The sequence below is a fragment of the Cereibacter johrii genome, assembly GCF_001720585.1.
Classification (GTDB): domain Bacteria; phylum Pseudomonadota; class Alphaproteobacteria; order Rhodobacterales; family Rhodobacteraceae; genus Cereibacter_A; species Cereibacter_A johrii.
This window is the reverse complement of record NZ_MABH01000037.1, coordinates 1-16846: the sequence shown is the minus strand read 5'-3', so window position 1 is coordinate 16846 and position 16846 is coordinate 1. Positions and strand designations below refer to the sequence as shown.

At 70.7% G+C, this 16846-nt stretch carries 18 protein-coding genes, 1 tRNA gene and 1 pseudogene; 14 read left to right on the top strand and 6 right to left on the bottom strand.

The window, feature by feature from the left end; genetic code table 11:
• The 7 genes from A9O63_RS02305 to A9O63_RS02275 all read left to right on the top strand — a co-directional run.
• A partial coding sequence (locus tag A9O63_RS02305; RefSeq protein WP_141703025.1) for an ABC transporter permease occupies positions 1-1152 on the top strand: 1152 nt, incomplete at its 5' end.
• 1 nt (position 1153) lies between these two features.
• Positions 1154-1570: a hypothetical protein gene (locus A9O63_RS02300; protein ID WP_180325619.1), complete on the top strand. Its 417-nt coding sequence runs from the start codon at positions 1154-1156 to the stop codon at positions 1568-1570.
• Between the two features lie 340 nt (positions 1571-1910).
• A complete protein-coding gene (gene mnmH / locus A9O63_RS02295) occupies positions 1911-2963 on the top strand; it encodes a tRNA 2-selenouridine(34) synthase MnmH (protein WP_069330476.1) in 1053 nt (350 codons plus the stop codon).
• Positions 2963-4063 carry an FAD-dependent oxidoreductase gene (locus tag A9O63_RS02290; RefSeq protein ID WP_069330475.1) on the top strand — a complete coding sequence of 367 codons (1101 nt, stop codon included), beginning with the start codon at positions 2963-2965 and terminating at the stop codon, positions 4061-4063. The genes mnmH and A9O63_RS02290 overlap by 1 nt, the downstream gene beginning before the upstream one ends.
• Positions 4064-4151: 88 nt before the next feature.
• Positions 4152-5450 (top strand): RNA polymerase factor sigma-54, encoded by a 1299-nt coding sequence (gene rpoN, locus A9O63_RS02285; RefSeq protein ID WP_069330474.1) that lies wholly within the window; start codon positions 4152-4154, stop codon positions 5448-5450.
• Positions 5451-5554: 104 nt separating this feature from the next.
• The gene (locus A9O63_RS02280) at positions 5555-7582 is read left to right on the top strand and encodes a hydantoinase/oxoprolinase family protein (protein WP_069330473.1); all 2028 of its coding nucleotides are present in this window, start codon (positions 5555-5557) and stop codon (positions 7580-7582) included.
• 16 nt (positions 7583-7598) lie between these two features.
• Positions 7599-7675 (top strand) — tRNA-Met (locus A9O63_RS02275).
• Here A9O63_RS02275 and A9O63_RS02270 read toward each other — a convergent pair.
• The 6 genes from A9O63_RS02270 to A9O63_RS21715 form a co-directional block, all read right to left on the bottom strand.
• Entirely contained in the window at positions 7632-9251 is a 1620-nt protein-coding gene (locus A9O63_RS02270; RefSeq protein ID WP_084295526.1) for a recombinase family protein, read from the bottom strand. The two genes, A9O63_RS02275 and A9O63_RS02270, sit on opposite strands and share 44 nt — an antisense overlap.
• Before the next feature lie 153 nt (positions 9252-9404).
• Positions 9405-11216, bottom strand: coding sequence for a ParB/RepB/Spo0J family partition protein (locus A9O63_RS02265; protein WP_069330472.1), 1812 nt, complete (start codon positions 11214-11216; stop codon positions 9405-9407).
• A 121-nt stretch (positions 11217-11337) separates the two neighbouring features.
• Positions 11338-11733 (bottom strand): DUF2312 domain-containing protein, encoded by a 396-nt coding sequence (locus A9O63_RS02260; protein WP_084295524.1) that lies wholly within the window; start codon positions 11731-11733, stop codon positions 11338-11340.
• On the bottom strand, positions 11733-12065 hold the full coding sequence (locus A9O63_RS02255; RefSeq protein ID WP_069330471.1) for a hypothetical protein: 333 nt from the start codon (positions 12063-12065) through the stop codon (positions 11733-11735). The genes A9O63_RS02260 and A9O63_RS02255 overlap by 1 nt, the downstream gene beginning before the upstream one ends.
• Positions 12062-12256, bottom strand: coding sequence for a hypothetical protein (locus A9O63_RS02250; RefSeq protein WP_069330470.1), 195 nt, complete (start codon positions 12254-12256; stop codon positions 12062-12064). Before A9O63_RS02250 ends, A9O63_RS02255 begins: the two co-directional genes overlap by 4 nt.
• 339 nt (positions 12257-12595) lie before the next feature.
• Complete coding sequence (locus A9O63_RS21715; protein WP_235836910.1) at positions 12596-13039, bottom strand: helix-turn-helix transcriptional regulator; 444 nt, start codon at positions 13037-13039, stop codon at positions 12596-12598.
• Here A9O63_RS21715 and A9O63_RS23695 point away from each other — a divergent pair.
• From A9O63_RS23695 to A9O63_RS02215, 7 genes and pseudogenes are all read left to right on the top strand, one after another.
• Positions 13038-13274 carry a helix-turn-helix domain-containing protein gene (locus A9O63_RS23695; protein WP_084295522.1) on the top strand — a complete coding sequence of 79 codons (237 nt, stop codon included), beginning with the start codon at positions 13038-13040 and terminating at the stop codon, positions 13272-13274. The genes A9O63_RS21715 and A9O63_RS23695 overlap by 2 nt on opposite strands.
• Positions 13274-13612, top strand: coding sequence for a hypothetical protein (locus A9O63_RS02240; RefSeq protein WP_082242010.1), 339 nt, complete (start codon positions 13274-13276; stop codon positions 13610-13612). Before A9O63_RS23695 ends, A9O63_RS02240 begins: the two co-directional genes overlap by 1 nt.
• Positions 13609-13857, top strand: a complete 249-nt coding sequence (locus A9O63_RS02235; RefSeq protein WP_069330468.1) for a hypothetical protein — start codon at positions 13609-13611, stop codon at positions 13855-13857. The genes A9O63_RS02240 and A9O63_RS02235 overlap by 4 nt, the downstream gene beginning before the upstream one ends.
• The gene (locus tag A9O63_RS02230; protein WP_069330467.1) at positions 13854-14405 is read left to right on the top strand and encodes a DUF1937 family protein; all 552 of its coding nucleotides are present in this window, start codon (positions 13854-13856) and stop codon (positions 14403-14405) included. The genes A9O63_RS02235 and A9O63_RS02230 overlap by 4 nt, the downstream gene beginning before the upstream one ends.
• A gap of 6 nt (positions 14406-14411) precedes the next feature.
• Positions 14412-15101 carry a DUF1376 domain-containing protein gene (locus A9O63_RS02225; RefSeq protein ID WP_205631812.1) on the top strand — a complete coding sequence of 230 codons (690 nt, stop codon included), beginning with the start codon at positions 14412-14414 and terminating at the stop codon, positions 15099-15101.
• Positions 15102-15309: 208 nt separating this feature from the next.
• Positions 15310-15887 (top strand): annotated as a pseudogene (locus A9O63_RS02220) (hypothetical protein).
• A 154-nt stretch (positions 15888-16041) separates the two neighbouring features.
• A complete protein-coding gene (locus A9O63_RS02215; RefSeq protein ID WP_069330466.1) occupies positions 16042-16581 on the top strand; it encodes a hypothetical protein in 540 nt (179 codons plus the stop codon).
• Positions 16582-16846: the final 265 nt, after the last annotated feature.

The following is a 16846-nucleotide window of genomic DNA, read 5'->3' as shown; positions in this document are numbered from 1 at the left end:
CTCGCCCGCGGCCGGACGGCGCTGCGCCTCGCGCTGGCCTCCATCGGCGGTCCGCGGCAGGAGGCGACCTCGGTCGTCCTGTCGCTGGGCCTCGGCCTTTCGGTGCTGGCCGCGGTGGGCCAGATCGACGCGAACCTCCGCTCGGCCATCGAGCGCGACCTGCCCGCCCGCGCGCCCTCCTACTTCTTCGTGGACATCCAGCAGGACCAGATCGAGGGGTTCCTGTCGACCCTGCGCGGGGATGCGGAGGTGAGCCGGGTCGAGGCCGCGCCCATGCTGCGCGGCGTCCTTACCCGGATCAACGGCCGCCCCGCGCGCGACGTGGCGGGCGAACACTGGGTGGTGCGCGGCGACCGCGGCATCTCCTATGCCGCGCGCCCCGACGAGACGGCCCGTGTCGTGGCCGGCACCTTCTGGCCCGAAGACTATCAGGGCCCGCCGCAGGTCTCCTTCGCCGCCGAGGAAGCGGCCGAGATCGGGCTCAAGCTCGGCGACCGGCTCACGGTCAACATCCTCGGCCGCGACATCGAGGCCGAGATCACCTCGCTGCGCGAGGTGGATTTCTCCTCGGCCGGCATGGGGTTCGTGATGGTCATGAACCCGACAGCACTGGCGGGCGCGCCCCACACCTTCATCGCCACCGTCTATGCCGAGCCCGAGGCCGAGGGCCGGATCCTGCGGGAGCTTGCCACCGCCTATCCCAACATCACCGCCATCCGCGTCAAGGACGCGATCGAGCGGGTGAGCGAGGCGCTCTCGGCCATCGCGACCGCCACGGCCTGGGCCGCGGCCGCCACGCTGGTCACTGGCTTCGTCGTGCTGATCGGCGCGGCGGCGGCAGGCGAGCGCGGGCGGATCTACGAGGCCGCGGTGCTCAAGACGCTGGGCGCCACCCGCGCCCGGATCCTCGCGAGCTTCGCGCTCCGATCGGGCCTCCTCGGCGGCGCGGCGGGCCTCGTCGCGATCCTCGCGGGGGCTCTGGCGGGCTGGGCGGTCATGACCTTCGTCATGGACGCGAGCTACCGGTTCGAGCCGGTGTCGGCCCTGGCGATCGTGGTCGGAGGCGTGCTTGCCACGCTTCTCGCCGGGCTCGTCTTCGCGCTGCGTCCGCTCCGGTCGAGGCCCGCGCAGGTTCTTCGCGCACAGGAGTAGGATGGCGGGAACCTTGCCACTCCCCCGTGCGTTAGTCGGTGTTTCCTCTGAGGGAACGGGGGTAATGGTCAAGATGAAAGACAAGACTGTGGATCTGACGCCGCCGCCGGAGGTCGCCTCGACCGCCGAGAAGGGGCTGGAGTTGCGGCGAAAATACAAGCGCGGCGGCACCAACGTGGGCGTTGCACGCGCCCGCGACCTGAAAGGGCGCAAGTCGCTTTCGCCGCAGACCATCAAGCGGATGGTGAACTTCTTCGACCGGCAGGAAGTGCACAAGCAGGACGAGAACTTCGGCAACGAGGACGATCCGTCGCCCGAATATGTGGGCTGGCTTCTCTGGGGCGGCGATCCGGGCCGCGAATGGGCCGAGCGGAAGAAGGCCGAGCTGGTGGATTCCGCCACGAAGCCCAAGAACTGAGCGCGCCGGCTGCCGCTCCTGCGGGGGCAGCCGCGCATCGGGCGGGGCCTTCGTCGGGATCCTCACCCTCAAACGCGCCTCTTTCTCCCGAAGGGACGAGAGCGGCCGAAGTTGACGGCTGTCAACAGCCTGTCCTCGGCGATCAAGGTCAGACGCTGGGAAGGGATCGCCCGGGAGCCCCGTTTCCGGCGTCGAAAGCTCGGCTTTCCCGGCTGAGCGCGCCCGTCCCGCGACCGACATATCTTGCGGCACAAGAAAGAGACGGCGCCTGCGACGCTGCCGTCGCTTCGAGGGCTGTGGGACTGCTGGCCAAGGGGCGCGGCGCGGGCTAGGAAAGCGCATGGCCTATCGTGCAACAGATCTTTCGCAGCTCATCGACCACGGGTTCGACGATGTGATCGACGTGCGTTCTCCTGCCGAGTGGCAGGAGGACCGCGTGCCCGGAGCGATCAACCTGCCCGTCCTCGACAATGAGGAGCGCGCCCGGGTCGGAACGATCTACAAGCAGGTCAACCCCTTCTCCGCCCGCAAGATCGGCGCGGCACTGGTGGCCCGCAATGCCGCGCGCCACATCGAGGAGGTTCTGGCCGACCGCCCCGGCGGCTGGCGCCCGCTCGTCTATTGCTGGCGCGGCGGGCAGAGGGCGAACTCCTTCGCCATGATCCTCGGCCAGATCGGCTGGCGGGTAGAGGTGCTGGAGGGCGGCTACAAGAGCTGGCGCGGCCTTGTGGTGCATGAGCTCTACGACCGGCCGGTCAGGGCGCCCGTGGTGGTGATCGACGGAAACACCGGGGCTGCGAAGACCGAGATCCTGACCCATCTGGCCGCGCTGGGGGTGCAGGTCCTCGACCTCGAGGGGCTGGCCAATCACCGCGGCTCGCTCTTCGGCAGCCTGGCGGGCGGCCAGCCCGCGCAGCGCGGCTTCGAGAGCCGCCTCGCCGTGGCGCTGGCCCGGCTCGATCCGGCACGGCCGGTGGTGGTCGAGGCGGAATCGAGCAAGATCGGCGAGATCCGGCTGCCGCCCGGCCTCTGGAAGGCGATGCAGGCTGCGCCGCGGATCGAACTGGCCGCCCCCGCCGCGGCCCGCGCGGCCTATCTCGTGCGCGCCTATCGCGATCTGGTCGAGGACGGCCCGCGGCTCGCCGCCGTCATCGACCTTCTGCGCCCCGTCCACCCGGCAAAGCGCATCGAGGAGTGGCACGCGCATGCCGCAGCGGGCCGCTTCGAGGAACTCGCGGCCGATCTGATGGAGCGGCACTACGATCCGCGCTACGCCAAGCACCGCGCCCGCTCGGCCCCGCCGCGCGTGGTGGTCGAGACCGACCGGCTGGACGATCTGCCCGCCCTCGCGGCCCGGATCGCCCCGCAGGTCGCGCGGCTGGCGGAGGGCTGATGGAGCGAGGCACGCGCGATCTGGTGCTGATCGGCGGCGGACACGCCCATGCGCTGGTGCTGCTCGACTGGAAGCCCCGGCCGGACCTGCGCCTCACCCTCGTCAATCCGAAGCCCACCGCGCCCTACACGGGGATGCTGCCCGGCCATGTCGCGGGCCACTACCGCCGGGCGGAGATGATGATCGACCTCGTGGATCTGGCAGAGCGCGCGGGCGCCCGGCTCCTGCTCGACTGCGCCACGGGCATCGACCGGCAGGCGAAGCGCGTGCTCCTCGCGGGGGGCGGCAGCCTGCCCTACGATGTGGCCTCGCTCGACGTGGGCATCGCCTCGGACCTGCCGCAGGTGCCGGGGGCAGAGGATCATGCGGTGGCGGCAAAGCCCCTCGGTCCCTATGCCGATCGGTGGGACGCGTTCGTGGCCCGGGCGCCGGCCGAGCCGCAGATCGTGGTGATCGGCGGCGGCACCGGAGGGATCGAGCTGGCCATGGCGCAGGCCTACCGGCTGCAGGGCGCGGGCGCCCTGCCCCGCGTGACCGTCGTCGAGCGCGCGGCACAGGTGCTGCCCGGCCTCGGCGCAGGCGCGCGGCGGGCGCTCCTCACGCGCATGGCGGGCTTCGGCATCCGGATCCTGACCCGCACCGAGGTGGCGCGGATCGAGCCCGACGCGGTGATCCTCGGCTGCGGCACGCGCCTGCCCTCGGACTTCACCCTCACCGTGACGGGCGCGCAGCCGCAGGCATGGCTGGCCGACACCGGCCTCGCGCTCGAGCGCGGCTTCGTCCGGGTGGGGCCGACGCTGCAGAGCTCGGATCCCGCGATCTTCGCGGTGGGCGACTGCGCCCATCTGTCCCATGCGCCTCGCCCCAAGGCGGGCGTCTTCGCGGTGCGCGAGGCACCGATCCTCGGCCACAACCTCGCGGCAGCCCTTCTGGGCGGCCCCTTGCGGCACTACCGGCCGCAGCGCGATTACCTGAAGCTCATCTCCTGCGGCGCCCGCGTGGCCGTGGCCGACAAGTTCGGCCTGCGGCTCGAGGGCGCCTGGCTCTGGCGCTGGAAGGACCGGATCGACCGCCGCTTCATGCAGCGGTTCCGGGACTGATCCCGCCGGGCGGGGTGGCGCATCCCCCGCGCCGGGGCTCCCGTCCCGGTTGCGCCGTCGGCGCGCGGGCACTAGGCTCGACGCAATCATGAAGTCCCGCCAGCGCATCAGTATCGCCCAGACCCAGAGGCTGCAGCTGAATCTCGGCCTGACCGCCTCGATCCGCGTCCTGAATTCCGATGCCGAAGGCCTCACGCGCTACCTGCAGGAGCAGGCGGCGGAGAACCCCCATATCCAGCTCGAGAGGGCGACCTCGACCGACTGGCTGCCGCGCTGGACGAGCGTCCTCTCCCGTCTGGCGCAGGGTGAGGGGGCTGCGGACGGAGAGGCGGTGGCGGCGGCGGGGCCGAGCCTCATGGCGCATGTGATGGCGCGGATCGACACGCTTTTTCCGCGCGGACCCGAGCGTCGGATCGCCATCCTTCTGGCCGAGGCGCTGGAGCCCACCGGCTGGCTCGGGACGGCGATGGACGAGATCGCCCGGCAGGCCCGCGCCACACCCGCCGAGGTCGAGGCGGTGCTGGCCCGGCTGCAGAAGATCGAACCCGCCGGCCTCTTCGCCCGCAACCTCGCCGAGTGCCTGCGCATCCAGGCGATCGAGGCCGAGCGGCTCGATCCCACCCTGAGCTGCCTTCTCGACCATCTCGACCTCGTGGCACAGGGGGCCCTCGGGCGGCTCGCGCGGCTCTGCAACACGGACGAGGCCGGGGTGACCGCGCGCCTGCGGCTCTTGCGGACCTTCGACCCGAAGCCCGGCGCCCAGTTCGATCCGGGCGCGGCGCCGGTGCGCGAGCCCGACCTGATCGCGACCAGAGGCGAGGCCGGGTGGGAGGTGTCGCTGAACCGCTCGGCCATGCCCACGGTGCAGATCCGCAAGCCCGACAAGCGCCCGACGACGCCGGCCGCCCGCGCAGCCTGGACCCAGGCGCAGGCGGTGGGCCGGATGATCGAGAACCGCAACGCCACGCTCCTGAGGGTCGCGCGCGAGATCCTCGCCCGGCAGGAGGCGGCGCTCGACGAAGGGCCGTCGGCGCTCGTGGCCCTGACCATGACCGAAGTGGCCGAGGCGCTCGGCATCCACGAGAGCACCGTGAGCCGCGTGGTCGCGGGCACCTGCGTGGACACGCCGCGCGGCACCTGGTGGCTGCGGCGCATGTTCAGCGGCCGCCTCGCCGAGGGCGGCCCCTCGGCCGCAGCCATCCGCGCCGCCATCGCCCGCCTCGTCGCGGAGGAGGATCCGGCCGCGCCCCTGTCCGACGGCGCCCTGGTCGAGGCGCTGGCGGCCGAGGACATGCAGCTTGCGCGCCGAACCGTCGCCAAATATCGCGAGATGCTCAACATCCCCCCCGGACACCGCCGCCGCCGCAGGCCGTCGCGCTCGGCCTGATCCGCACAGCGTCGGAGACGCCGCCGCACCGTCCGGCGTCGCATGGGGCCTTTCGGACGGCGCGCGATCGGCTAGAACCGGGACAGTTTGTCGCGGAGACTGGCATGACGCTTCTTCTCGGGGTCGATACCGGAGGCACCTACACCGATGCGGTGATCGTCGATCCCGAGGCGGAGCGCGTGGTGGGCTGGGCCAAGGCCCTGACCACGCGCGCGGATCTCGCGCTGGGGATCGGCCGGGCGATCGATGCGGCCTTGGCCGAAGCGCAGGTCGCGCCGGCCGAGGTGGGTCTCGTCTCGCTCTCGACCACGCTCGCCACCAATGCGCTGGTCGAGGGACAGGGGGGGCGCGTCGCGCTGATCTTCCTAGGCTTCGGCCCGGGCGATCTGGAGCGGGCGGGCCTGCCCGAGGCGCTCGCGGGCGATCCGGTGATCTGCCTGCCCGGCGGGCATCATCATTCGGGCGCAGAGGCAGCGCCCCTCGACCTCGCCCGGCTCGAGGCCGAAGTGGCGGCCGTCGCGCCGCAGGTCGCGGCCTTCGCGGTGGCGGCGAGCTTCGCCACCCGCAATCCCGCGCACGAGCTTGCCGCCCGGGCCGTCGTCCACCGTGTCGCAGGCTGCCCCGTCACCTGCTCGCACGAGCTCTCGGCGCGCCTCGGCGGCCCGAAGCGCGCGTTGACGGCCGTGCTCAACGCGCGGCTGATCGGCATGATCGGCCGTCTGGTCGCCGCCTGCGAGCAGCATCTGTCGGAGCGCCGGATGACGGCGCCCCTGATGGTGGTGCGCGGTGACGGGGCGCTGATTTCGGCCCGCCTCGCGCGCGAGCGCCCGATCGAGACCATCCTCTCCGGCCCCGCCGCGAGCCTCGTCGGCGCCCGCTGGCTGACCGGCGTGCGGGATGCCCTCGTCTCGGACATCGGCGGCACCACGACCGACGTGGCCGTGCTGCGCGACGGCCAGCCCGAGATCGACCCCGAGGGCGCGCTCGTGGGCGGCTTCCGCACCATGGTCGAGGCGGTCGCGATGCGCACGACCGGGCTCGGCGGCGACAGCGAGGTCCATCCGCCCGAGGGGCTCGAGGGGCTCTTCCGCCTCGGGCCGCGCCGGCTGATCCCGGTGTCGCTGCTGGCGGCCGATCATCCCGGGCCGGTCCATGCCGCGCTCGACCGCGCCCTTCTGGCCTCGGCGCCGGGCGAGCACGAGGGCCGCTTCCTGCTGCCGACGGGCCTGCCCGCCGCGGGCCTCACCGGACGCGAGGCGCAGCTGATGGACCGTCTGCGCCCGGCCATGCCGCTCGCCGAGGCGCTGCGCAGCCGGATGGATCTCGCGGCGCTCGAGCGGCTGATCGCGCGCGGGCTGGTGATGATGGCGGGCGTGACACCGTCGGATGCGAACCATGTGCTCGGGCGACTGGCCAGCTGGGACGCCGGGGCGGCCGAGAAGGCCCTCACCCTCATGGCGCGCCGCCGCACGGCGCGGGGCGAGCGGCTGGCGCCCGACGCCGGCACGCTGGCCGCGGCGATCCTCGACCGGCTGACCGAGCGGACGGCCGAGTGCCTCCTCGAGGTGGCCCTGGCCGAGGACGGCTATGCCGACCCCGCCCTCCTCGTGGGCCATCCGCTTCTGCGTGCGGGCCTCGCCCGTCGCCCGGGGGCGCTCGCATTCTCGGCTCACCTCGCCCTGCCGGTGGTGGGCCTTGGCGCCTCGGCCCGCTCCTTCTACGCCGGAGTGGGAGAACGGCTCGGCTGCACCACGATCCTGCCCGAACATGGCGGCGTAGCCAATGCGATCGGCGCGGTGGCGGGCCTTGTCTCGCAGCGGCTGAGCCTGCAGGTCACGAGCCCCGGCGAAGGCCGCTACATCGTCCATTTCCCCGACGGCCCCGAGAGCCTGCCCGACCCGGAGGCCGCGCTTGCCGCCGCCGAGGCGCATCTCGCCACCCGGGTGGCGCACCTTGCCGCCGAGGCCGGCGCGGCGGATCCCCGCATCGCCCTCACCCGCTCCGTCCGCGAGGCGACGGTGGAGGGCCGGCCCCTCTTCGTCGAGGCCACCGTGACCGCAACCGCCACCGGCCGCCCCCGGATCGCCCGCGACCCGGTTTTTGCGCTTGACGCTTCCCGGCACATCCCATAGTGCAGCGTCCACCGACGGCGAGGTAGCTCAGCTGGTTAGAGCACACGACTCATAATCGTGGGGTCGGGGGTTCAAGTCCCCCCCTCGCCACCATCGGACCCCCCACAATCTGTTGGCCGATCCCGAGCAGCCGCTCCATGTTGCCGCGGACCTCGACCAGGACGTCGCCGGTCTCATCCTTGGGATGGACAGTGATCTCGGTGATGATCCGGCGCAGGGCCTCGACCGAGGTCGCGTCGAACGTGCCGTCGCCCCGCTGCAGCGCGGCCGAAAGATCGGCGATGGCGCGCGTATAGGCGGCCGTCGCCTGCGGGTGCAGCTCCACCACATTATCCTCGCTCGAGGCGATCTCGAGCTCGCTCCGCGCGATCTCTGCGGCCTGCTTGGCCTGCAGCACCCGGGCGTCGGCTTCCTCGCCCTCGATCAGTCCGCGCGCCATCATGTCGACCAGCCGCCTGTAGCGGGCCCGGCTGTCCGCCGCGGCCCGTTCCAGCCGTGCCCGGTCGCGGCGCGCCGTCTCCGTCAGGCGGCGGCGCTCTTCGGCATAGACCCGGACGAACTCCTTCAGATAGTCCGGGCGGTCGAGCTGCGCCCGAAGGCGATGGAAGATCGCTTCCTCGATCTTCTCGAGCCGATAGCGCGCCTTGTTCTCGCAGCTCCCGCTCTCGTTCGCCGTGCTGCACCGGATCCGGATCGCCTCGCCGCACCGGTCGTGGATGCTCATGCCGCCTCCGCAGCAGGCGCAGCGGATCAGGCCTGAGAAAGGCCGGGGCGGCGCCTTGGTGATCTTGCCCGTCCGCACCGCCTCGGCCTGCTGCGCGTGACGCCGGACGGCAGCCTCGAAGAGCGGCCGGGGCACGATGCGCAGATGCTCGGCCTCGACCTCCTGCCGGGCATCCAGCGGATTCTCGCGGTTCACGCGCCGTCCGGTGTCCGGATCGCGCACCATGGTGACGCGGTTCCAGACCAGACGGCCGTCATACATCGGGTTGCGCAGGATGCCGTAGCCGCGCTGCGGGTTGCCGTTCAGCGTCGAGGCATTCCACTTCGGCCCGCGCGGGGCGGCGATCCCCCGCGCGTTCAGCTCGCCCGCAATGGTCCGCGGGCTCTTCCCCTCCACATAAGCCGCGAAGATCTCCCGGATGATCTCGGCCTCGTGCGCCACGATCTCGCGCTTTCCCGGCTCGCCCGGGACGCCGCGATAGCCATATGTCTGCCCACCGGCGTGGCGACCGTCGCGGATCACGCCGGCGAGACCCCGGCGCGTCTTGGCCTTCAGCGCCTCGAGGAACATCGTCCCCATGAGCCCCCGCAGGCCCACTGACACCGAATCCGCGACACCCTCATGCACTGTCAGGATGTCGATCCGGGCGAAGCTCAGCCGCTTGTGGATATGCGCCAGATCCTCCTGGTCGCGACTCAGCCGGTCGAGCGCCTCCACGATCACGACATCGAACTGGCGGGCGCGCGCCTGCTCCATCATGCGCGCGAGCCCGTCGCGGCCGAAGATGCTCGCCGAGGTCTTCGCACGGTCGTCGTAGGTGGCGACGACGGTCAGCCCGCTCCGCGCGGCGTGCTCGCGGCAGAGCGCCACCTGATCGTCAATCGATCGTCCGTCCTGGAGCTCCGTCGAGTAGCGGGAGTAGATTGCGGCGCGCCTGCCGTGCATCGTGATTCTCTCTCCTGTCCCTCTGCATGATGCCGCGCGGCGTAGCTGCGGGCCAAGGTGCGCACGAAATCGAGCACCGGATCCTCGTGGCGAAACGGGGCGCTCATCGGCCCGCCCTCGCCCGCCGCATGGCTGCGGCCTTGTCTGGACCGCTCATGCCTCCCCCTCCGGCCAGCCGAGCTCGGCCGGCACCCAGGCGTCGATCTTCGCGCAATCCTCGCGGCTGAGGCCGAGAGCCTCGCGGGTGGCGGTGTCCGCAAAGAGCGCCTCGAGACGCTTGGCCTTCTCCCCCTTCTTCAGCTTCTGAAAGCCCTGATCCGCCTCGGCCGCCGGCACGAGCTCGCTCCAGAGCCGGTCGAGATAGCCCGCGCTGCAGCGCCCCAGGAAGCCCTGTGCGGTCGGCGTCCAGATCCGGCGCACCTCGACCCCGAGCTGGCGCGCGAGCGCGGCCGAAAGGCCCGAGCTGCCGGTGCAGAAGGTCCGAGCGAGGGCCTCGGTCAGGATCTGGTTGCGGTGCTTCTTCCCCTGCGCCCGGAAGGCCTCGAACTCGGCCGGGGTGCCGTCCGGGCCGAGGCTCGTGTTCGGCTCGAGCCGTGCCGCCAGCCGCTCCGGGTAGCTCGTGCCCTCTCCCTTCTCCGGCGCGATGGGCTGGTCGGTCGGCGAGACCGCGAGCGGGCGCGCCCAAGGACGCAGGCCCCCGCCAAGCGACCAGGCCAGAAGGTCGAGCATGAGCTCGGACTGGTCCATGAGACGGGCCTGCAGCGCCCCGAGCCGGATCCGGTGCAGATCCTCGATCAGCGATTGCGGCAGGTCCGGTGCCGCCTCGGCAGCACCCCGCGGGACCGCCCGCGGCTGCTGATAGGCGCGCTCGACCGAGAGCCCGTCCCGGCTGCTGCAATAGACGAAGACCCCGGCCGAGGCGCGCTGCGCGTCGGTGAAGCCGCCCTCGCGCCGGGCCTCGAGCTCGGCCAGGCGCGCGCGGCCGGCCTCGTCGAGGGCGTCCTCGGCATCGCGCTCCTCGAGCGCCGCGAGCTCCGCTTCCTCTCCGTCCGAGAGCTTCCCGGGCCGGGCGTAGAGCCGCACCAGCTTCTGCGTGGCGGTCCAGGGCACATATTCCTCCGGCACCCATGTCGCCCACTCCCAGCCCTCTTCCACGCGGATCCGCTCGGCCTCGGCCGCCCCCTTCTCGGCAAAGAGCCGGTCGAGGAGAGCCTCGTCCTCCAGCAGCGTCCTGTCGGCGAAGAGATCGCGCTGAGAGGTTCCGCCGGCCGCGAGATAGGCCTCGAGCCCCACGAAGACCGCGCGCCGGTCCGTCGAGGGCACGGTCCCGGGTGTCAACTCGCGCCGCACCTGCTCCGGCCGCACGTCGCGCCCCCGCACCGAAGTGAGAACTTCGAGGCAGCGCTCGCCGCTCGGCGCGAGCGTCAGCGCCTTCGCCATCTCGAGCGAGATCTCGTTCGCCCGCAGCGCCGCCAGCGCCTCGGCCGGCAGGTCCGCGAGCTTGAGGCGCCGCTCGACATGGGCCTCGGAGCGCGCAAAGCTGCGCGCGATCCGCGACAGGCTCGCGCCGCGCTCGCGCATCGCGGCATAGGCGCGGACCTCGTCGGCCGGGTGCAGCGCCGAGCGCGCGCTGTTCTCGGTGCCCGCCCAGGCCACCGCCTCCTGCAGGTCGGCCGTCACCTTCACCGGCACCGGATCTATCGGAATGAGATCCGGGTGCCGGCTCCAGCCCTCGGCCGCGAGGCGCTGCAGCGCACGGAGCCGGGTGCCGCCGCCGACGATCTCGACGCCCCGGGGCGTCAGATGGCCGATCAGGTTCTGCAGGAGCCCCGCCACGGCGAGGCTCTCGGCCATGGCCTCGACCTCCTCGGCCGCGATCTCCTGCCGACTGTTCAGGGGCGAGAGCCGGAGCTCGGCGAGCGGGATGAGGCGCAGATCGCCCCGGGAGATGAAGTCCTTAGCCATGCGGGATACCCTTCATGCAAATCTTCTCCGGCGCGCCGGAGCGCGGGACAGGGCCCGGGCCGCGGAGGCGCCGGGCGAGTTGAACGGAAGCTGCGCGGATCGCCCGCCGCGCCCGGGGTCGTCAGGCCATGCCGAGCGCGGCCTTGTAGAGCTCGAGGAGCGTCTCCTCCTCGGCAATGTCGTCCGGCGTGCGCTTGCGGAGCGCCACGATCATCCTGAGGATCTTCGGCGCATAGCCCCTGCCCTTCGCTTCGGCCATCAGCTCCTTCTGCTGGCCGCCGATCTCCTTCTTCTCGGCCTCGAGCTGCTCGTAGCGCTCGATGAACTGGCGCAGCTCGTCGGCCGCAACCCGATAGGCGGCCTCCGCCACGGCGCGGTCGGCGGGCGTCTCCTTCATCGGCGGCTTGCGGATCCGGCCGCTGTCGATGGCGGCGGCCATGCGGTCGAGATCGGCCGCGTTGAGGCTCTCGACCGGGACGGGCCCGGAGCGCGGCACGGAGTGCGGAACGGCCTCCATCACATCCCCCGCATGGCGCTGGCCTGCTGGCGCATGGTCTCGGCCACGTCGGTGACATGGGCCCAGAGGACCGTAGCGACAAACAGGAAGCCCAGGAGCGCCAGCGCCCCCACGAGGAAGCCGGTGCGGTTCGGCCCGAGCGGGCTCGGCCTGCTCGTCCGGAAGGCGGGTCGCGGCCGTGCCCGGGCCAGCGCGCGCCCCGAGGCCACGGCGAAAGCATGATCGGCCAGCGCGCGGCGCGCGAGATCGCGGCTGGCACCGTCCGGTGCATGCTCCGCGCGATGGCGCACGGCATTCAGATCGCGGGGCGAGAGGGGCAGGATCCGGCTCATGCTCCGAGCGCCTCCCGCGCCTGAGCGAGGATCGCGGCGAGCTCGGCGTCGGTCTCGTCGTCGGCGGCGAGCTGCGGGAGCCCCGCCTCGGCCGCAGCGAGCAGCCGGCGCAGCTGGGGCTCGGGCAGGTCAAGAAGGGCGAAACGGGCAACCGGCGCAGAGGCCGGGTAACGGATGGCGGTGGCGGGCATCGAAAACTCCCATCTGGGTGCGATGCGCCATGGTTCGCATGTAGCGAACTTTCTTTCAAGCATTATATTCGCTATTAGCGAACCACGAGAGGAGTGACGATTCGTGAGTGCACGGCCTCATCAGCCGGAGGGCGCCGGAGAGGATGTTCCTGATCGGGTAACGCTTCGTAGCTGCATGTGGGATGTCCGCCGCTCGCCGGGAACGGCGAGGACGCGGCGCGGCGCGCCAGCGACTGATCTGTCTCGGAAGCTGCGCCTACAGTGAACTTAGTAAGAACGATAGGAACATGGAAATGACCCGGAAACCAGGCGATGACGTTCTCGCGAAGCTCATCGCGATCATGTTGCGCCTCGATTCCGCTTCGCGGGCCGAGGTTCTGGCGGAGATAGCTGCGCGTGCTCAAGAAGACCAATCGCATGCCGGATTACTGCCTTCTGATCGTGCTCCGGCAGATCTCTCATGACCTCCAGATGAGCCATCAGATCGGTGCCGGCCTGATCATCCTCGATGAGCGCCTGAACGGGAACTTCCATAGTGTGAGCAAAGGCTTTCAGAAGCCGGCCGCTGGGGAACTTCTTCCCGCTCTCGATCTCCGAAATGTAGCTCTTGCTAGAGCCAACCATCTCGGCGAGCTGCTCCTGGGTAAGGTTCTTTGCTTTCCGTAGTTCTTTGAGGCGTACACGCATTGGCCATTCTTGGCATCGCTGAGAGCGAAACGCTAATCGCACATAGCGAACTTCTGCCTTGCGGGCTAGTTCGCTATGTGCGAACTTGCTGCGCATGGCTAAGCTCTCCCAGTACCTGACCGACAACCGCACGACGCAGCGCGACTTCGCTGCTCGTCTCGGAACGTCGGCTAGCTACCTCAGCGAAATCGCTGGTGGTCGAAAGACTCCTAGTCTTGAACTCGCGTTCGCCATCGAGCGCCTGACAGCCGGGGCGGTTCCCGCAGCCAGCTGGTTGGCGGCTTGCGATGGAGCGGACGTCGCTCAAGAAGATGAAAAGGGGGCGGCGTAATGCTCTGCGCCGCCCCCCTCTCCGGTCGTGAAATCGCTTCGTCATCGAAACCCCTGCCCAAGGGAGAAGATGGAGTGAACATGCGGAAAAATCTTGCCCAAAGTGACGTTCATGCCCGAGCGAGCCGGAAAAGGTTCGCGGGGCTTCTGTGGCGGGCCTTCCCGGCCTCCTCGGAGCGGGATCTGGCGGCGAAGGCTGCGCCGGTGCTCGGCGTGAGCGAGCGGCAAGTCCGGAACTGGCTGCAATGCGAAAACGACGCGGCGCTGCGCCATGTTTTCGCGGTCATGACCATCGCCTGCGGCGAGGAAATCTTCAGCATCATCGAGGGACGGGGATGACGCGCGTCTATTGGTATCTCATGCAGCGGTTCTACGAGGCGCGGTCCTTCCGCGCCTTCTGCAACCATCTGCACTTCAAGAAACAGTCGCGGAAATATTCTTCCCGGCTCGCCGAGACATGGCTGCACCGCGAGGACGAGAGCGAGGAGCATTTGCCGCATCGGCTGCCCTCGGGCTGGTGGCTCGTGCCCTCCGCCCTCGCGGGATCTGCGATCCTCGCCACCGCTCTCGGGAGCCTTCTGTGACCGCCGCCGCGCCCTTGCCTGTACAGGACGCGGCCACTTCGCCGGGGGCTGCGGCCTCCGGCGCTTTTCCATCGAACGGGTGGGCCGCGCTGCGGCGACATCCTGCGGGCCGGGCGGATCTGCTGCGTTGGCATGCCGATCCGGCGCTCGTTGCGCGGCATGCGCGCTGGGGGCGACCGGTCTATCTGGCGACCCCTTACACACTCCGAGCGGTCGGCCCGGACGGGCGCTGGTCGCGGGATCAGTCCGAAGCGGCCATGGCCGACGCCGCGCGCGAGGTCGCGAGGCTCCTGGAGGTCGGCGTCACGGCGATCTCGCCCGTCGTCCTCTCGGCCGCCGCGCTGCACTCCACCATGTTCCCCCGGCTCCGGATCGACCCGTTCAATCCGGTCCTCTGGGAAGACTGGTGCCGCCCCCTTCTCACCGTCTGCGCCGCCGTCGTGGTCCCCGAGATCCGCGGCTGGTCAGACTCCATCGGCATCCGGCACGAGGTCGCATCCGCCCTCGCCGCCCAGGTGCCCGTCTTCATCTATGGAGGCCTGCCATGACGAAGCGTGACCGCTTCCGACGCGCCGCGGGAGGTGCCCGTGCCGCATGATCGAGTGACCGAGACCGAGCCCCCGACCGAGATCCTCGGCGACTTCTGGGAATATCCGCTGGCCTTCGGCGACACGCTCTCGAGCCACGAATGGGTGCCCTTGCACATCAACCGCCTCCTCACCTCCCGCTTCGTCGCCCGGGCGCTGGCCGAGAACCGGCGCGCCGACATTGGCACGGCCCTCCTTCTCTGGTGCGAGGCCTTCCGGCAGGACCCGGCCGGAACGTTGCCCGACGACGATCTCGAGCTCGCCCGCCTCGCGGGCTACGGCGCGGATCTCGAGAGCTGGCGCGCGGCCCGCGAGGGCGCGCTCTATGGCTGGCGCGAGACCCATATCTCGAACCAGGAGGAGGCGCCGGGCAACCGCCGCCTCGGCCATGTGATGATCGCGGGGATTGCCCGCGACATGCACCGCCGGAAGCGCGGGCGCGATCAGGCGCGGACGGAAGGCTCCAAAGCGATGGCCCGGACCCGTGTCCGCAGAAAGCTCATCGAGATCAAATGCGGCCGCGCCGCCGAGAGCCCGGACGTGGTGAACGAGATTGCCGAATGGCTGGGCCAGCGCGATCTCTTCATCACCTCCGACAACGTGCGGGCCGCGTTCGAGGCCACGCGCGGCGGGCCGAAGGTCGTTCAGCTGACATGACTTAACACTGTTAATCACAGTTATCACTGCAATCGTAACAGTTAATCACTGTGAGATTGCAGTGATCTCACAGGCCCGGAACTGTGATTGCCCTACAGGACAAGACAGGACCGGACCCCACAAAACAGAACCTGACAAAACATCCCTTCTGCAGGGGTGAGAAGATCGGGCGGTGGCGAGACGGCAGGCGTGGCTGGCTGAGAAAGGGATGGCCATGACGAAGGCAGAGGAGCGGGCGCGGGTGAAGGCGCTGGTGGTGGACCGGCTGGAGCAGGCCGGGATGGTGAGGCGGCGCGGCACGGCGGCCGCGGCGCATGAGGCGGCGATGGCCAGGCTCTGCGAGCAGCTGGGCTACATGGGAGCGGAGAACCTGATGACCTTGGCCGAGGTGCTGATCGACAGCGCGGCCGATGGGGTCTGGCCCTCCGAGGTGCTGATCCGGCAGTCGCGCGCGCCATCGAGGAGCCGCCGCCGGCGGAGCGGCGGCTGGTCTCGAGCTGGCTCGCCTCGGTCGAGGGGCCGAAGGCGGAGGCCGGCGGGCATCTGGTGGAGCTCTATCGTTGGCTGCTCAAACACCCGCGCCCGCCGCTCGCGATGGACCTGCGCGAGATCCGGGATCAGGCGCAGGACAATGCCCGGCGCTGCGAGCTCATCCGCGACCGGATCGACCGGGAGACCGCGAGCCGGGAGGACCGCGACTGGCTCGAGCTCTACCTCCGCGACCGGGCGCAGGCCCGCGCGCTGGTGGATGCGGGGCGCGGCCGCAAGGAAGGGGCCGCGGCATGATCGGGCTCGGGAGGAAGGCTGCCGCCCGGCTGGATCGGCGCGCGGTGCAGAAGGAGGCGGCGGCATGATCGGTGGCGCGGTGGACATGCGGCGGGCAGAGCCGGTGCGGACGAGCGGACAGCAAAAACAACAAGAACAAGGACAGGGGTGCCGCATGAGGGGCGCGAAGGGCCGCAAGGCCATGAAGGCAAAGCTGGTGAGCCTGAAGCTCGCGCCGTGGGACCTCGGGCCGCTGACGCCGGCGCAGATCGCGGGCAAGCGGATCGAGGAGGCGGCCGAGGTCGATCCGAAGACCGGGAAGAAGAGCAACCCGAACCGGGTGATCCGCACCCGGCGCGAGACCTGGGTCGGGCGCTATCACCGGCAGGGCAAGCTCTCGGTCGAGCAGGCCAACATCGCGGCCGAGCTCTTCGAGGCGGCCTCGGGCATGCCCGCCCGTGATCCGCTGGCCGCCATCGTGAAAGTGGACACGAGCGGCACCCATGATCCCGAGGCGGAACGGGTGGACCGGCGGCGCAAGTTCTTCCGCATGTGGGAGGAGATCCCGCCCTTCGCCCGGCCCGTGATCCAGCATGTCGTTCTGGACGACCAGTCGCTCCACAGCCTGCCCGGGCGGCTCAACAGCCGGCACGAGGCCCGTCAGCTCGACCGGCTTCAGCGCGGCCTGCAGGCGCTCCACGAGGCATGGAGCTGACACCCGCTTGACGCGGCCCGATTGGTTCGGCAGATTGCCATCATCGAAGACAAGCGCCCGGCGAGCAGATGCTCTCCGGGCGCTTCGCTTTGGAGCCTCCCCTTGATCCGCAAACTCTGCTGTGCGCCCGGCTGCGAGGAGCTCGCGCCGGCCGGCCAGGCGCACTGCACCGACCATGCTGCCGAGGCCGAGGCGCGGGCTCGCAGCCGGAAAGCTCGGGCTAAGGCAGGCGCCGCGGCGCAGGCGGGCGCGGCCTTCTATGCCA

Coding starts and splice junctions, on each gene's coding strand:
- A9O63_RS02300 (WP_180325619.1), top strand. CDS start 1,154: ATGGCGGGAACCTTGCCACTCCCCCGTGCGTTAGTCGGTGTTTCCTCT.
- A9O63_RS02250 (WP_069330470.1), bottom strand. CDS start 12,256: ATGCCCGCCACCGCCATCCGTTACCCGGCCTCTGCGCCGGTTGCCCGT.
- A9O63_RS02260 (WP_084295524.1), bottom strand. CDS start 11,733: ATGGAGGCCGTTCCGCACTCCGTGCCGCGCTCCGGGCCCGTCCCGGTC.
- rpoN (WP_069330474.1), top strand. CDS start 4,152: ATGAAGTCCCGCCAGCGCATCAGTATCGCCCAGACCCAGAGGCTGCAG.
- A9O63_RS02215 (WP_069330466.1), top strand. CDS start 16,042: ATGAGGGGCGCGAAGGGCCGCAAGGCCATGAAGGCAAAGCTGGTGAGC.
- A9O63_RS02265 (WP_069330472.1), bottom strand. CDS start 11,216: ATGGCTAAGGACTTCATCTCCCGGGGCGATCTGCGCCTCATCCCGCTC.
- A9O63_RS02240 (WP_082242010.1), top strand. CDS start 13,274: ATGCTCTGCGCCGCCCCCCTCTCCGGTCGTGAAATCGCTTCGTCATCG.
- A9O63_RS23695 (WP_084295522.1), top strand. CDS start 13,038: ATGGCTAAGCTCTCCCAGTACCTGACCGACAACCGCACGACGCAGCGC.
- A9O63_RS02235 (WP_069330468.1), top strand. CDS start 13,609: ATGACGCGCGTCTATTGGTATCTCATGCAGCGGTTCTACGAGGCGCGG.
- A9O63_RS02290 (WP_069330475.1), top strand. CDS start 2,963: ATGGAGCGAGGCACGCGCGATCTGGTGCTGATCGGCGGCGGACACGCC.
- A9O63_RS02280 (WP_069330473.1), top strand. CDS start 5,555: ATGACGCTTCTTCTCGGGGTCGATACCGGAGGCACCTACACCGATGCG.
- mnmH (WP_069330476.1), top strand. CDS start 1,911: ATGGCCTATCGTGCAACAGATCTTTCGCAGCTCATCGACCACGGGTTC.
- A9O63_RS02255 (WP_069330471.1), bottom strand. CDS start 12,065: ATGAGCCGGATCCTGCCCCTCTCGCCCCGCGATCTGAATGCCGTGCGC.
- A9O63_RS21715 (WP_235836910.1), bottom strand. CDS start 13,039: ATGCGCAGCAAGTTCGCACATAGCGAACTAGCCCGCAAGGCAGAAGTT.
- A9O63_RS02270 (WP_084295526.1), bottom strand. CDS start 9,251: ATGCACGGCAGGCGCGCCGCAATCTACTCCCGCTACTCGACGGAGCTC.